The sequence below is a fragment of the Desulfobulbus elongatus DSM 2908 genome, from assembly GCF_000621145.1.
In the GTDB taxonomy this organism is placed as follows: domain Bacteria; phylum Desulfobacterota; class Desulfobulbia; order Desulfobulbales; family Desulfobulbaceae; genus Desulfobulbus; species Desulfobulbus elongatus.
The window spans coordinates 1-14289 of sequence record NZ_JHZB01000043.1 but is presented as its reverse complement, the minus strand read 5'-3'; the positions used below and the strand labels follow the sequence as shown (position 1 = coordinate 14289).

At 59.7% G+C, this 14289-nt stretch carries 11 protein-coding genes, 1 other RNA gene and 2 pseudogenes; 10 read left to right on the top strand and 4 right to left on the bottom strand.

The annotated features are described in order from the left end of the window. Positions 1-18 precede the first annotated feature (18 nt). The 3 genes from Q362_RS0115720 to Q362_RS0115710 all read right to left on the bottom strand — a co-directional run bounded on the left by Q362_RS0115720 (position 19) and on the right by Q362_RS0115710 (position 2896). Positions 19-1317, bottom strand: coding sequence for a TolC family protein (locus Q362_RS0115720; protein ID WP_028319443.1), 1299 nt, complete (start codon positions 1315-1317; stop codon positions 19-21). A 9-nt stretch (positions 1318-1326) separates the two neighbouring features. Further along, positions 1327-2097: a glucose 1-dehydrogenase gene (locus Q362_RS0115715; RefSeq protein WP_028319442.1), complete on the bottom strand. Its 771-nt coding sequence runs from the start codon at positions 2095-2097 to the stop codon at positions 1327-1329. A 223-nt stretch (positions 2098-2320) separates the two neighbouring features. Beyond that, a complete protein-coding gene (locus Q362_RS0115710) occupies positions 2321-2896 on the bottom strand; it encodes a hypothetical protein (RefSeq protein ID WP_157470200.1) in 576 nt (191 codons plus the stop codon). A gap of 902 nt (positions 2897-3798) precedes the next feature. Here Q362_RS0115710 and Q362_RS0115705 point away from each other — a divergent pair. The 10 genes and pseudogenes from Q362_RS0115705 to yddG form a co-directional block, all read left to right on the top strand. Further along, on the top strand, positions 3799-4797 hold the full coding sequence (locus Q362_RS0115705) for a CoA transferase subunit A (protein WP_035217046.1): 999 nt from the start codon (positions 3799-3801) through the stop codon (positions 4795-4797). A gap of 56 nt (positions 4798-4853) precedes the next feature. Beyond that, on the top strand, positions 4854-5654 hold the full coding sequence (locus Q362_RS0115700) for a CoA-transferase subunit beta (protein WP_028319439.1): 801 nt from the start codon (positions 4854-4856) through the stop codon (positions 5652-5654). 295 nt (positions 5655-5949) lie between these two features. Continuing rightward, entirely contained in the window at positions 5950-6360 is a 411-nt protein-coding gene (gene mce, locus Q362_RS0115690) for a methylmalonyl-CoA epimerase (RefSeq protein WP_028319438.1), read from the top strand. 157 nt (positions 6361-6517) lie between these two features. Next, positions 6518-8665: a methylmalonyl-CoA mutase gene (gene scpA, locus Q362_RS0115685; protein WP_028319437.1), complete on the top strand. Its 2148-nt coding sequence runs from the start codon at positions 6518-6520 to the stop codon at positions 8663-8665. A gap of 102 nt (positions 8666-8767) precedes the next feature. Beyond that, positions 8768-9757, top strand: coding sequence for a methylmalonyl Co-A mutase-associated GTPase MeaB (gene meaB / locus Q362_RS0115680; RefSeq protein ID WP_028319436.1), 990 nt, complete (start codon positions 8768-8770; stop codon positions 9755-9757). Positions 9758-10073: 316 nt separating this feature from the next. Next, positions 10074-10171: signal recognition particle sRNA small type (gene ffs / locus Q362_RS23070), an RNA gene on the top strand. Between the two features lie 89 nt (positions 10172-10260). Next, positions 10261-12195: a DNA polymerase III subunit gamma/tau gene (dnaX, locus tag Q362_RS21150; RefSeq protein WP_051554399.1), complete on the top strand. Its 1935-nt coding sequence runs from the start codon at positions 10261-10263 to the stop codon at positions 12193-12195. 56 nt (positions 12196-12251) lie between these two features. Then, a complete protein-coding gene (locus tag Q362_RS0115670; protein WP_028319435.1) occupies positions 12252-12560 on the top strand; it encodes a YbaB/EbfC family nucleoid-associated protein in 309 nt (102 codons plus the stop codon). A 1-nt stretch (position 12561) separates the two neighbouring features. Beyond that, complete coding sequence (gene recR / locus Q362_RS0115665; RefSeq protein WP_028319434.1) at positions 12562-13173, top strand: recombination mediator RecR; 612 nt, start codon at positions 12562-12564, stop codon at positions 13171-13173. A 177-nt stretch (positions 13174-13350) separates the two neighbouring features. Next, positions 13351-13947, top strand: a pseudogene (gene yddG, locus Q362_RS21145) (aromatic amino acid DMT transporter YddG); the annotation flags it as partial. 196 nt (positions 13948-14143) lie between these two features. Here yddG and Q362_RS24610 read toward each other — a convergent pair. Next, positions 14144-14289 (bottom strand): annotated as a pseudogene (locus Q362_RS24610) (IS1380 family transposase); the annotation flags it as partial.

Here is a 14289-nt window from a genome sequence, read left to right as displayed (position 1 = left end):
GCGCCGCACCGCATCCTGTCAGCGGGCCAGCGGCAGGGGCGCGCCGACCACGTTTTCGAGCACCGCCAGCTGCATCTGGTGTTCGGCCACGGCGCCATGGTATTCCCGTTCGGCGTTGAACAGGTTCATGCGGCCGGCGAGCACCTCGGCAAAGGTGGCCGTGTCGGTGCGATAGCCGGCCATGGCCGCCTCGGCCGCGCCGCCGGCCTGGGCCAGCATCCCCTGTTCGTAGAGAAGGGCCAGCTTGCGGCTGCGCTCCAGTTGGGCCAGGCCGTCGCTGATCGCCCTTCTGATCTGGTTCTGCAGGGCCGCAAGTTCCTGGATGGCCATCCGCCGCGCCGCCTGCATCTCGGCAACCTTGGCCTGGCGCCAGTCCTGCTGAATGGGCAGATTGAAGGAAAGCTGCGCTGCGTACATGTCATCGCCCCGCATGTCCGCAACCGGCTCGCGCTGCATGTACTCCAGGGAGACGGTGAAATCGGGAGAGGATTCCTTCTGCGCCAGTTGTTCGCCTGCCCGGCCCTTGTCGATCCGGGCCTGCAGGGCCTTCAGCGCCGGTCGCCGATCCAGGGCCAGACGTTCCAGGTCGGCGGCCGCAAGCAATGGCGGCCGCAGGGCGATGCGGGCAATCGGCGGGATGGCGGTGTCTGGCGGCCGGAACGCCAGGGTGTTGAGGGTGGCGGTCAGGGACCTTCGTTTTTGCTCCAGGCCAATGCGCATTTCCTCCATCTTCGAGCGCTCCAACTGGGCCTGAAAGACCTCCTGCTGGCCGGCCCTGCCCACGGCGTACATCGATTCGGCCTGCCGGACGAGGTCGTCCAGCAGAACGGCCGATTCGCGCACCGTTTCCAGCGATCGGTCGACCAGGTAGATCTGGTACCAGGTCTCCTTGACCATCCGCCGCAGCTCCAGCCGGCGTTCCTCCACGGCCCAGCGTTCGGCCTCGGCCGCAAGCCCGGCCTCCTCCCGCATCAGGTCGCGCTTGCCGAAAAAAGGTAATTTCTGGCTGATGCCGATCACCTTGGCGGTCATTGCGTCCCGGCCGAAATCGAGCGGATCGCGGATCAGGGCGTTCTGAATGCGCAACATCAGCATCGGGTCCTCGAGCACCCCGGCCTGACGCGCCCGCGCCACGCTCATCCGCCACTGCTCCTCCGAGGCCAGCATCTCGGGATTGCCGGTCACCGCCTGGTTGACCAGGGCTTCGAGCCGCTCCTCTCCCTGCGCCTTCTTATCGTCAGCCCTCGCCACAGCGCCGTGGCCAACGAGCAGACACGCCAGCAGGATCGCGAACACCAGACGGCCGGGCGTCATCATGCTGCCCTCCTAATCCACATAGATCATCTTTCTGGTCATACCGCCGTCGACCACAAACGCCTGGCCGGTGATGAATCCGGCCTCCCCGGACAACAGAAAGGCCACCAGCGCGGCCACGTCGCCGGGAAGACCGACCCGGCCCACGGAATGCTGGTTGTGATCCTCCGGCCGCAAACCGGCGTCGAACCGCTCGCCCTGTTTCCGCAAGGCGCTGACATCGATCCAGCCGGGCAGGACGGCGTTGACCCGGATGCGGGGGGCAAAGCTCGCGGCCAGGGCATGGGTCAGGGACACCAGGCCGCCCTTGGAGGCGCTGTAGGCTTCGGTATCGGGTTCAGATTGCAGGGCGCGGGTGGAGGCGATATTGATTATGGCGCCGTGGCGCAGCCGCAAATGGGGCGCGGCGTGTTTGGCCATGAGCATGGCCCCGGTGAGATTGACCCGAAGGATGCGTTCCCAGTCGTCCAGGTGCAACTCAGTGACCGGTATGCGCGCGGGCTGGGCAATGCCGGCGTTGTTGACCAGCCCGTCGAGGCCGCCGAAGCGGGCCAGCGCCTGCCGGACGCAATCGCGGACCGACTCCTCGCAGCCGACATCGGTGGGCACGAACAGAACCCGCTCAGGCCGGTCGAGCGCGGCCGCCAGTTCCTCTCCGGCCTGGACATCGTGATCGGCGATCACCAGCAGGGCATCGCGCTGCAGCAGATATTCAACGATAGCCCGGCCGATGCCCTGGGCGCCGCCGGTGACGAGGTAGATCTTGCTGGCATGTCCGGACATTGCTCACCTCCTTCCCCGACACCAGGCCGAACCGGTCCGAAACCACCACATCGTACCACAACCGGCTCCTGTGCATATAAGCATCGACCGGGATCGTTGTCACCTGAAATCAAGCACCAGCCGCATTCGAACGCGCGGGCGGCACGGGATAAATCATGGCCGGGCATACAGGAGAACGGGGCGCTCCGTCACGGACGCGGCCGGATGGCTTCGGTGGCGCCGCTCAGCGGCAGGGGGGTGGCACAGGCACACCGGAGGATTTGTGCCCTTCCGCTCCAGGAGAGGGCGTCAAGGCGTCGAGTGCCCTGGCGATCGATTTGGTGCGGTTGATTGTCTTGAGGCTTTCCCCGGTCAGATCGAAGGGGCGTGGCACATCGCCGGAGGGACGTGGTTTGCCCTCCACTATTTTTGCCACGATGCTTTTCTGGATACTGTTGTACCGATCCAGGGTCCGTTGGATCTCCAGGGGATTGCCGCGGTGGAAATAGGCCAGGGCAGGAGCAATGTTGCCGACGATCGAAATCGAGGGAATGAAGACCGGAATCCCGTCTTCCTCGTCGATTATTCTCAATATTCCCCGGTAAATACTGTTTTGATCCCGCACGCCTCTTTCAAGGGTGTCGCTCCGCCACAGGTCGGCGGGCGTTCGTTCCCTGGCCAATCCCACGATGGCTCCCGTGGTGAAACCGATACGAAAATCCGCAACCAGGGCCGTATAGAGGAAAGCGAATTCGGAGGAGAACAACTGGACGGGCTTGTTGCTGCCCGGAGGCATGTAAACGATGCCGTAGGCGTTCACCCCGTTCCTGAAACGGGCCAACAGAGTGATATACGAATTTTCTATGTTCAGGATATCAGAAATTTTTATTCTGGCCGATTCCATTGCAGTTCGGACTCCCGAAAAAATCGCCTGTCCCACCCGGTATCTGTCTCAAAAAAACGACTACCACATTTTTCCGCTCATGCCAATGCGAAATGCTTGATTATCGGAGCGGGAGAGCGCATCGGCAGGATATTCGGAGGCGATTCAGCCGCCCTCGCCCAGCAAGAACGACCAACTCGATTCGGGCGTTCGCAAAGCGCTCCGGTCCACCCAACAAATCAATACTCTCAATGGGTTCTGTTAACTCGCTATTCTATCGCACTCTCCATTGCACCCGTTTCTGCCGTCTCCACCGCCATTATTTTTTGCTGTTGACAAAAAGTCCATTCTCCAATAGTAGAAGCTAGATTTTACGCTATGAGGTTTTCCATCGGTCATTCCTTTTCCGTTTGAATCCGTACCGTGGTTTTTTTCGGAAAAATTCTGTTCAAATTGTCGGCCCCCGCACCACGGTATCGTGGCGGGGCGAAAGAAAAGAGGTTGCAGCAAAGGCAGAGAGAGTTGAAAGTTTTTCCGGAAAAATAACGATACAAGAAATCGTTCATCCCTTGCGGTATTACTTTGGTTTCCCTGCGGCAGTTCTTCGCGGGAACCGACTGAGGAAAATGGCTCAACTATGGCAGAAAGATCATCCAACGCAACGGCAATGTATCGTCACCAAGCGAGCCAAAAAAAAGACCGGCAAAAGAGCAGCTGTTAGCCCCTGTTCTTTTCCGGTCTTTTTTTTGTATAGGGGGAACCGGGTGCCCTTAAGTGGCATTCGGGCAACACAAACGCTTAAGACAGGAAAGAGGTGCACATTGGAAACGAACGCAAAAATGTTCTGGACAGGTCTATCACCCGACGAAGCAAGGGAAGCGCTTGTCAACAAAGACAAGTCGAAGAAAGACAAACGGATGACCCTCAAGGAGGCCGTCTCCCGTTTCGTCAAACCCGGCGATAACGTCGGTATCGGCGGCTTCGTCGATATCCGTCAACCAGTCGCCATCTGCCATGAAATGATCCGGCAGGGATTCAAGGACCTCACTCTCTCCTTTCAATCAGCAGGTATGGCCCCGGAACTGCTGGGCGGCGCCATGCTCGTTCGGCCCGATCACTGCTCGATCAAGCGGATCGAACTGGCCTACTGGGCACATGAAGCGTTTGGTCTGTCGCCGACATGGCGCTATCTGGCCGAGCGTGGCATGATCGAATTCGAGGATTGGAGCAACTACAACATGTCCGCCCGCTTCAAGGCCGGCGCCATGGGGCTGCCTTTCATTCCCACCCGCAGTCCGTTGGGCGGTGATATCAAAAATACCAGCCGCACCAAGATCATCGACTGCCCCTTCACCGGACGGCCCATCGCCCTGTTGCCCGCCAGCAATCCCAATGTGGGTTTGATCCATGTGCAGGCAGCCGACATGTACGGCAACTGCATTATCCGCGGCACCGACGCCACCTGTGCCGAAATCGCCATGGCGTCCGCCCACACCATCGTCACCTGCGAGCAACTCGTTTCCCACGAATTGATTACCAGCAATCCGAAAGATGTCATGATTCCGTTCCCGGCTGTCGACGCTGTCGTCCACGTGCCGTTTGGCGCCTATCCGGGTGCGTGCCGTCGGCATTATTATTTCAATGGCGACGCCATCCGTGGCTTCCTCGCGCTCATCGCTCCGATGGTCAAGGGCGGTTCCGCCGATGCACTGAAGGCCTGGTATGACGAAAATATCTTCGGCGTGGAGAGCTTCGAGGATTACATCGAGAAGTTCCCGACCAAGAAACTGCTGGCCGACCAACTTGCGGAAAACTATAACTGCGAGCGACTGGCGTAACACGGTGCGCGTCATTGAATCGGAATCATACGGAACCTTTGCGATAAGGAGTCATCATGACAGTATCAACGGATTATACCGCCCAAGAAATCATTGTCGTGGCGGGTGCAAAAATTCTCGAAGACAATAAAATCGTCTTTGTCGGGACCGGCCTCCCCATGGTGGCCTCGCTCCTGGCAATCCTCACCCACGCACCGGGACTGATCCCGGTCTTCGAAGCCGGCGCTGTCGGGCCGCCCCTCAAGCGTGGCCTGCCCATCTCGGTCGGCGACTCCAAGACCTTCACCGGCGCTTCCTACGTGAAGGGCCTGAACGGCGCCTTCGAGCTGACCCAGCGCGGCTTTGCCGATTTCGGTTTCATCGGCGGCGCCGAGGTGGATATGTACGGCAACCTCAACTCGACCATGATGGGTGACTTTCCGGAAAGCTACAGCAAGCCGAAAGTCCGTCTGCCCGGGTCCGGCGGAGCCAGCGATATGGCCGCCTCCTGTGATCGGACCATCCTCATCGTCCCGCACGACAAGAAGAAGTTCAACGAAAAGCTGTCCTACGTGACCAGCCCCGGGCATCTCGATGGGACCCCCGGCGCCCGCCAGAAAGCCGGCATGCAGGGCAAGGGCCCGTATCGGGTGATCACCACCAGGGGTATTTTCGACTTCGAGGAAAAGACGAAGAGAATGCGGATTCTGCATACCTTTCCCGGCGAAACGGTTGAATCCATTCAGGCCAACACCGGCTTTGAACTGCTGGTCGCCCCGGATGTCACGCAATTCGCACCTCCGACGACTGAAGAAGTTCGTCTGATCCGCGAAGTGGTCGATCCGAACGGTGCCTTCGTCAAACGCGTCGCCAAATAATCAGGACCATATTCGGCAGTGCCGCTTCCCGGCGGCACTGCCCCCCCTGTTTTCTTTTTTTCTGTGCAGGAGAGGAATTCATTTTTGACATTTTTAGCAGTATCTTGTACCGCATCCCGGCAATACAGACTCAGCCAGGCAATCAACACTTAAGGAAACAGATGATGCCCGTCGAGTGACCTTGACGGGCATGCGCACATTGAGCACATCCTGTTTCGGAGCGTTTTTCGAAAGCGACATCAACGTGAATTCTTTTTCGTATCCGATCAAACACTGACACAAAGGAGCTGATAGCATGAAAATTCTCAAAATCGATCATCTTGGCATCGCGGTCCCCAACCTGGAAGAGGGAAAGAAATTCTGGTCCGACGTCATGGGGCTCAAGCTGGAGGGCTCTGAGACCGTCGAGGAACAGAAGGTCACCACCGCTTTCCTGCCCGTCGGCGACAGCGAGGTCGAACTGCTGGTTTCCACGTCTCCGGATGGCCCGATTGCCAAATTCATCGAGAAGAATGGCGGCAAGGGAGGTTTCCAGCATGTGGCCTTCCGGGTGGAGAACATCGAGGAGGCCTTGAAGGAACTGCAAGAAAAAGGTGTGGCCTTGATCGACAAGACCCCGCGCATGGGCGCGGGCGGCGCCAAGATCGCCTTTCTCCATCCCAAGGCCACCGGCGGCGTGCTCGTCGAGATTTCCGAGCGCAATTGAGCAATGAGTCTCCCTGTTTTCGCGGCAACGAAAACAGGGACGGCTGATCGATTCTGGCGACGGCAGATCCGGCTCCAACGAGGGCCGGATATTGCCGTTCCGGTTTCTTTTTTTACGTGGGAATAATCCCTAAGGATAACAACAAGGAGTAAACGACATGGCAACTGGATATGAGCAATGGGTTGAATTGGCGACCAAGCAGATGAAGGGGAAATCCCCTGACACGCTGAATTGGAAGTCCCCCGAAGGTATCACCGTCAAACCGGTCTACGGCGAGGACGACATCAAGGGCCTGCCCACCATGGGCAGCTTCCCCGGCATGGCTCCCTATACCCGTGGGCCGATGGCCACCATGTATGCCGGCCGCCCCTGGACCATCCGTCAGTACGCCGGCTTCTCCACCGCCAAGGCCTCCAACGAGTTCTATCGCAAAAACCTGGCCGCCGGTCAGAAGGGCCTGTCGGTCGCATTCAGCCTTTCCACCCACCGCGGCTACGACTCGGACAACCCCCGCGTTGCCGGTGATATCGGCAAGGCCGGTGTGGCCATCGACTCCATCGAGGACATGAAAATTCTCTTCGACGGCATCCCGCTGGATCAGATGTCCGTTTCCATGACCATGAACGGCGCGGTTATCCCGATTCTGGCCATGTGGATCGGTGCCGCCGAGGAATCCGGCGTCAAGCAGGAAGAGCTCACCGGTACCATCCAGAACGACATCCTCAAGGAGTACCTGACCCGGAACACCTACATCTATCCGCCGGAGCCCTCGATGCGGATCATCTCCGACATCATGGCATTTTGCTCCAAGAACATGCCGAAGTACAACACCATCTCCATCAGCGGCTACCACATCATGGAAGCCGGTGCCGACTCCGTGCTCCAGTGCGCCTTCACCCTGGCCGACGGCGTCGAGTACGTGCGCGCCGCCATCAAGGCCGGCATGGATGTCGACACCTTTGCCCCGCGCCTGTCCTTCTTCTTCGGCGTGGGCATGAACTTCTTCATGGAAATCGCCATGCTGCGTGCCGCCCGCTTCCTGTGGCACAAGCTGATGCAGCAGTTCAATCCGAAAAAGCCGCAGTCCTCCATGCTGCGGACCCACGTCCAGACCTCCGGTTGGTCGCTCACCGAGCAGGATCCGTACAACAACGTCATCCGCACCACCATCGAGGCCATGGCGGCAGCCCTCGGCGGCACCCAGTCGCTGCACACCAACTCGTTTGACGAGGCAGTGTGTCTGCCCACCGAGTTCTCCGCCCGTATCGCCCGCAACACCCAGATCATCATCCAGGAAGAATCGCAGATCTGCCGGGTGGCCGATCCGTTGGGCGGTTCCTACTATATCGAGTGGCTGACCAGCAAGATCGTGGAAGGCGCCGAGAAGATCATCAACGAGATCGAAGAGATGGGCGGCATGGCCAAGGCCATCGCCTCCGGCATGCCGAAACTGCGCATCGAGGAGTCCGCCGCCCGCCGTCAGGCCCGCATCGATCAGGGCAAGGATGTCATCGTCGGCGTCAACAAGTACCGGCTCAAAGACGAGAAGCTCGATTTCGAAATCCTCGAGGTTCCGGATTCTGTCCGTCTCGAGCAGATCGACCGTATCAACCACATCAAGAAGACCCGCGACAACGCCAAGTGCCAGGCATGCCTCGAGGCCATCGCCAAGGCCGCCGGCGGCAATGGCAACCTCCTCGAGGTCGCCATCGAGGCCGCCAAAGCCAGAGCAACCGTTGGAGAAATTTCTGACGCCATGGAAAAAGTATTCGGCCGTTTCGTAGCCACCACCCAGTGTGTATCCGGCGCCTACTCCTCGGAGTACAGCGAGGCCAGCAGCGATTCCGCCCAGATCATCGAGGGGCTGCGCAAGCGGACCAACGACTTTTTGGCCAAGACCGGCCGTCGGCCGCGTATCCTCGTCACCAAGATGGGCCAGGATGGTCATGACCGCGGCATCAAGGTCGTTGCCTCCTCCTATGCCGACCTCGGATTCGACGTCGACATCAGCCCGATGTTCCAGACGCCGGACGAAGCCGCCAAGATGGCCATCGAGAACGACGTCCACATCGTCGGCGCCTCCTCGCTGGCCGCCGGTCACAAGACCCTTGTTCCCGAACTCATTCAGAAACTGAAGGAGAAGGGTGCGGCCGAAATCATGGTGGTCGCCGGTGGCGTTATCCCGCCGAGCGACTATCAATTCCTCTATGACGCCGGTTGCAAGGGCATCTACGGTCCGGGAACCCCGATCACCGAGTCCGCCGGCAAGGTCATGGACATGCTGGAGGAGAAATATTGTAAATAAGCAGTATTAAACAGTTCCGCATATTGGCACGATGGCAAACGGACGGACGACAATCCGTCCGTTTGCATGTTCGCATGACGAAACCCCTACCAACGGTCAGATATGCATAAAGATCCCAGTTACTACATCCAAGGCGTCCTGGACAACAATCGCCTGATGCTCGCCCGGACCATCACCCTGGTCGAAAGCATTCTTCCCTCGCATCAGGAAATTGCCAAACATGTCATCAATGAACTGCTTCCCTATACGGGCAAGGCGGTGCGTCTGGGGATCACCGGCGTACCGGGTGCCGGCAAGAGCACCTTCATCGAGAGTTTCGGCACCACGCTGACCACCCTTGGCCACAAGGTAGCTGTTCTGGCCATCGATCCCAGTTCCACCCGTAGCGGCGGCTCCATTCTCGGCGACAAGACGCGCATGGAACGGCTCGCGGTCAACGACATGGCCTTCATCCGCCCTTCCCCATCTGGCGGCAGCCTCGGCGGCGTTGCCCGGAAAACCCGCGAAACCATGCTGGTCTGCGAGGCGGCCGGCTTTGACGTCATCATCGTCGAGACCGTCGGCGTGGGGCAGTCGGAAACCACCGTCGCCTCGATGGTCGATTTCTTCCTCGTGCTCCAGATCGCCGGCGCTGGCGACGAGCTCCAGGGAATCAAGAAGGGCGTCCTGGAAGTGGCCGACGCCATTGTGGTCAACAAGGCCGACGGCGACAATATCAACCGCGCCAAGCTGGCGAAAAAACAATACGAAACCGCGCTCCATCTGGTCACGCCCTCCTCGCCCAACTGGGCTCCGCCGGTCATGACCTGCAGCGCCCTTGAGGAAAAAGGCCTGATGGATGTCTGGACCACGGTCAACAGTCATAAAAAAATCATGACCGCCTCCGGTGAATTGGAGAAAAAACGCCAGGATCAGGCCATGAGCTGGATGTGGTTCCTGGTCAACGAAGGACTGGAGCGCTGGTTTTACCAGCATGCCGAAATTCAGAAGCTGCTCCCCAACATCAAAAAACGGGTCGAGGAGGGCAAAATGGCGCCCACCCGGGCGGCCGACGAACTGGTCGCCATCCTCGGCAAAGATCTGCTTCTCTAAAAAGGCCGGCTCGCACATTCCGCTCGCTCTTTCGGGCCTTCCCCATCGGTTTTCCGGTCGGGAAGGCTTTTTTTCCACTCCAGCGCACTGCACCCCCATCCACGCCCATGGGGCCGGAACCGCGCTCCGCCCGGTTTGCCGCCGTGCGGACCGGCCGTCATAAAACCGCTTGACGCTCACCACGAGGGAGAGTATAAACGGCACACCGAAGATGCGGCCGATTGCCGGAAGCATGGGCGGCCACGCCGTTCATCCCCAGCCTTCATCCGTCGATGTGACCGTTTTCTTCGCGCATCCACATGCTCATCAGTGTGATAGCCGGGTCCTGGGCAATAAGGAACCACAAACCCCGTCAGGTCCGGAAGGAAGCAGCGGTAGTGACCCTCCTTATGTGCCCGGGGGTGCCCGGCTATCTTTTTTCTGCGATGAGTCCGCCGGTTGCCTGTTCGAAGAACCGGCGATCCATGCTCATAGCCTCCGACTCCTGACCGCCGGTATCCGCCGTGTCGTACCTTGTCCTCGCCAGAAAATCACGCCCGCAAACCTTCGCCGAGGTCGTGGGCCAGAAACCGGTGGTCCGTACCCTGCAAAATGCCCTCGCCCAGAACCGCGTCCCCCACGCCCTGATTTTCAGCGGTGTCCGCGGCACCGGCAAAACCACCCTGGCGAGGATCATGGCCAAGGCCCTGAACTGCGAACAGGGGCCGGCAATCGAACCGTGCAATGCCTGCCGGTCCTGCCGCGAGATCACCGAGGGGGCCAGCATCGATCTGCAGGAAGTGGACGGCGCCTCCAATCGCGGTATCCAGGAAATCCGCGAGTTGAAGGAAAAAATCCGCTTCATGCCCACCAACTCGCGCTTCAAGATCATCATCATCGACGAGGTGCACATGCTGACCACCGAGGCCTTCAACGCCCTGTTGAAGACCTTGGAGGAGCCGCCCGCCCACGTCTATTTCATGTTCGCCACCACCGAGTTGCACAAGGTGCCGGTGACCATCCTGTCGAGGTGCCAGCGGTACGAACTCAAGCGGGTCGGCCACCGGGAACTGGCCACGCATCTCCTGCGCCTGGCTGAGCAGGAAGGTGTGCGGATGGAACCGGAGGCGGTGGAGATGATCGTGCGCGAAGCAGGTGGCAGTGTCCGGGACGGGCTCAGTCTGCTCGACCAGATCTTCTCCTATTGCGGCCAGGACGTTCGCGCCTCGGAGGTGGTCGAGGTGCTCGGCCTGGTGGGCCACCAACTGGTTGCCGACGTGGCCACCGCCCTCTTAAACGGCGATCTGGGCACGGTCTATTCCCTGATCGACGCAATGTATGCCTACGGTTCGGACAGCCGGCGGTTCAGCAACGACCTCCTGGCCTGGTTCCGCGCCCTGGTGGTCTGCAAGGTCAGCCGGAATCCCGGCCAGATCCTTGCGGTCAGCGAGGAAGAACTGACCGAGTTGCTGCGCACCGCGGCGGCGCATTCCCTGGAGACACTGACCGCTTTGTTCGATCTGCTCCTCGGCGGCCTGGAAAAGGCGGCCTTTTCCCAGCAGCCGAGGCTGGCCCTGGAACTGGCCTGTATCCGCGCCGTCCAGTTCCGGGACGTCGTCCCGGTCGCCGACCTGATCGCCCGCCTGGACCGGATGCTGGACGGAACATTCGACGAAACCGCGACGACGGCCGTCTCCTCCCCTGCTCCCTCCCATGGACAGAGAACCGGAGGCGCCCCCACACCGGTCCCTTCGGCAGCGGCCATCCCTTCCCGAACCGAACCACAGGCGCCACCACCGGCCGCCGGCACAATCAAAGCGCCATCGCCGCCGCAGCAGGTTCGGCCCGCATCGTCTCTCCCTGGCGAAAATCCGCATCAGACAGCGGAAACCACACTCCCCGAGCCGACGGTTTCGGCGACATCCCCTGCTGCACCGCCACCATCTCCCGCACCGGCGGCCAGGCCGGACAGCGCGAGCCCGGCCTCCTCCCCTCCGGCGTCGACGAAAAGGCGCATCCGCCAGCACTGGAACGCCTTCCTCAAGTATGTGCGGGAGAGGCAACCCTGGGTCGCCGCTTCCCTGCAAATGGCCGATTCCGTGGATCATCGGGGCGAGGAACTGATCATCCGGTTTGCCGACAGCACTGACTGCACTTTGCTGAAACAGCGCAACACCGTCAACGACCTGACCGAATTCGTCCTCGATTTTTTCCAGGAAAACATGCGGATCCGTTTTGAAGTCCCCGGCTCCGATGCCTGCGCCGTCGATCCGGCCAACGGCCTGGCGCCTCTTCAGGAGCGTCGGGCCCTGGCCAACGATCCCCTGGTGTTGACCGCGCTGGATGTCTTCACCGGCCAGATCGCCGAAATCCGCGTTGGTCAGCGTTACCGGGCCACCGTCGCCCCGCCGCCGGCCCGGCAGCTCAGCGACGAGGAGCACAACGGCATCGACGACTGACGCGCGAAATGCCGATCACCCGCCACGGCGGCTCAACTTGTATCGAGGCTTTTGCCATGAACATGAATGAATTGATGAAACAGGCGCAGCAATTTCAGGAAAAACTGGCTGCGATACAGAACGATCTCGGCGACCGCCGGGTTTCCGGTTCCGCCGGTGCCGGCATGGTCGTGGCCACGCTCAACGGCCAGGGCGAACTGCTCGGCATCGCCATCGAACAGGCCCTGGCGCAGCCGGAAAACATCGACATGCTCCAGGACCTGGTGGTCGCGGCCGTCAACGACGGCCTCAACAAGGCCAAAGAACTGGGCAAATCGGAAATGGCGCGCTTGACCGGCGGCCTCAACATTCCGGGACTGTTCTAACATGCAGGTCATCCCCCCGGCTCTGGAGCGCCTGATCGGCGACCTGGCCAAACTGCCCGGTATCGGCCGCAAGTCCGCCACCCGCCTCGCCCTGTACATCCTGCGCCGACCGATGGCCGAAGCCAGGACTCTGGCGGACGACCTAATGACCCTGCACGAAACCATCCACCTCTGCCACCGCTGCTTCACCTTCTCCGAAACCGATCCCTGCGCCATTTGCGGCAATCCCGGCCGCAACCCCCGCCTGGTGTGCGTGGTCGAGGAGCCCGGCGATCAGATCGCCATCGAGAAAACCGGCGCCTTCCGCGGTGTCTACCACATCCTCCACGGGGTGATCGCCCCCATGGACGGTATCGGTCCGGCGGAGTTGAAAATGCGCGAACTGTGGCAGCGGGTTGCCTCCGGCGAGGTCGACGAGGTCCTGATCGCCACCAGCTCGACCGTGCCGGGCGAGGCGACCGCCTCATATCTCGCCGAAATGCTCAAGGACAGCCACGTCCGCCTCAGCCGCCTGGCCTGCGGCATTCCCATGGGCATGGACATCAAGTACGCCGACGAGCACACCCTGGCCAAGGCCATCGAATCCCGCCAGGACCTCAAAGACCTGTCCTGAGCGTCCCGTTTCTCGGCGGCGCATGACTGCGTAACCGTGCCCGAGGGCACGGCTGTCTCGCTTCAGCTTGACGATCCGGGAAGCGAACCGCCGAACCGACATGCGTCCCGACCAATCTGCCGGCGTTGGCAAGACATAACGCCAGGCACGTTTAATCGATTAATATCAAAGAAGAAAATGGCACAATTGGCTGGCACCGGGAACAAGAACAAGGCAACCCTGGTTGGGCTGATTGCAATTCTGCTCTGGAGTTCTATCGTTGGCCTGATACGGAGCGTCAGCGAGAACCTCGGGCCGATAGGCGGTGCGGCGATGATCTATACGGTCGCATCAGTTCTCCTGTTCTTGACTGTCGGACTCACCAAACTCAAGGAATTTCCCCGTAATTATCTCATATTAGGGAGCGTTCTGTTCGTTTCGTATGAGTTGTGTTTATCGTTATCCATTGGATACGCGAACAACGGACGACAAGCTATCGAAGTCGGAATGGTTAACTATCTGTGGCCTACATTTACAATGATTGCCGCAATCCTGTTCAACAATCAAAAAGTAACTGTTCTGATTTTTCCAGGCGTACTTATTTCAATGTTTGGTATTTGCTTCGTCTTAAGCGGAGACCATGGGTTGGATTTTCTGATGATGATGGAAAATATCAAGGATAATCCCTTGAGCTATGGCTTGGCTTTTGTCGGTGCTCTCATCTGGGCGGCGTACTCTATTATTACCGCAAAGATTGCGGATGGGAAAAATGGTGTCACCTTGTTTTTTATCCTGAATCAGTGACAGCCATGGCCGGATTTCCCTTTCATGGTTCTGTTAAGTCGTTTTTCAGGGAGTGACTTCTCCCCAAGTTGGCATACCCCGCACGCTACGGCGACATTGGCGTCTTGTTCCTTGAAAATTTCAGTAAATTTGCGATCAATGAGCGCACTTCTCCCCTGATTGCATCGATTGGGGTGTGCGCCTACGCTTAATGCGCGGACAGCAATCGGTTATACACCGCCGCGAAGGCCGGAAAAGCCGGGCAGTGACGGCTGAACCGCAGCCTGAAACGTCTGCCGGTGCTGATCAGTCTGGCGGCCAGATAGATCAACTCTTGGATCACGGTATTGAGCC

What these genes read in the sequence shown, in the direction of transcription:
- Q362_RS0115720 (WP_028319443.1), bottom strand. Translation starts at nt 1,317, where the DNA reads ATGATGACGCCCGGCCGTCTGGTGTTCGCGATCCTGCTGGCGTGTCTG.
- Q362_RS0115715 (WP_028319442.1), bottom strand. Translation starts at nt 2,097, where the DNA reads ATGTCCGGACATGCCAGCAAGATCTACCTCGTCACCGGCGGCGCCCAG.
- Q362_RS0115705 (WP_035217046.1), top strand. Translation starts at nt 3,799, where the DNA reads ATGTTCTGGACAGGTCTATCACCCGACGAAGCAAGGGAAGCGCTTGTC.
- Q362_RS0115700 (WP_028319439.1), top strand. Translation starts at nt 4,854, where the DNA reads ATGACAGTATCAACGGATTATACCGCCCAAGAAATCATTGTCGTGGCG.
- mce (WP_028319438.1), top strand. Translation starts at nt 5,950, where the DNA reads ATGAAAATTCTCAAAATCGATCATCTTGGCATCGCGGTCCCCAACCTG.
- scpA (WP_028319437.1), top strand. Translation starts at nt 6,518, where the DNA reads ATGGCAACTGGATATGAGCAATGGGTTGAATTGGCGACCAAGCAGATG.
- meaB (WP_028319436.1), top strand. Translation starts at nt 8,768, where the DNA reads ATGCATAAAGATCCCAGTTACTACATCCAAGGCGTCCTGGACAACAAT.
- Q362_RS0115670 (WP_028319435.1), top strand. Translation starts at nt 12,252, where the DNA reads ATGAACATGAATGAATTGATGAAACAGGCGCAGCAATTTCAGGAAAAA.
- recR (WP_028319434.1), top strand. Translation starts at nt 12,562, where the DNA reads ATGCAGGTCATCCCCCCGGCTCTGGAGCGCCTGATCGGCGACCTGGCC.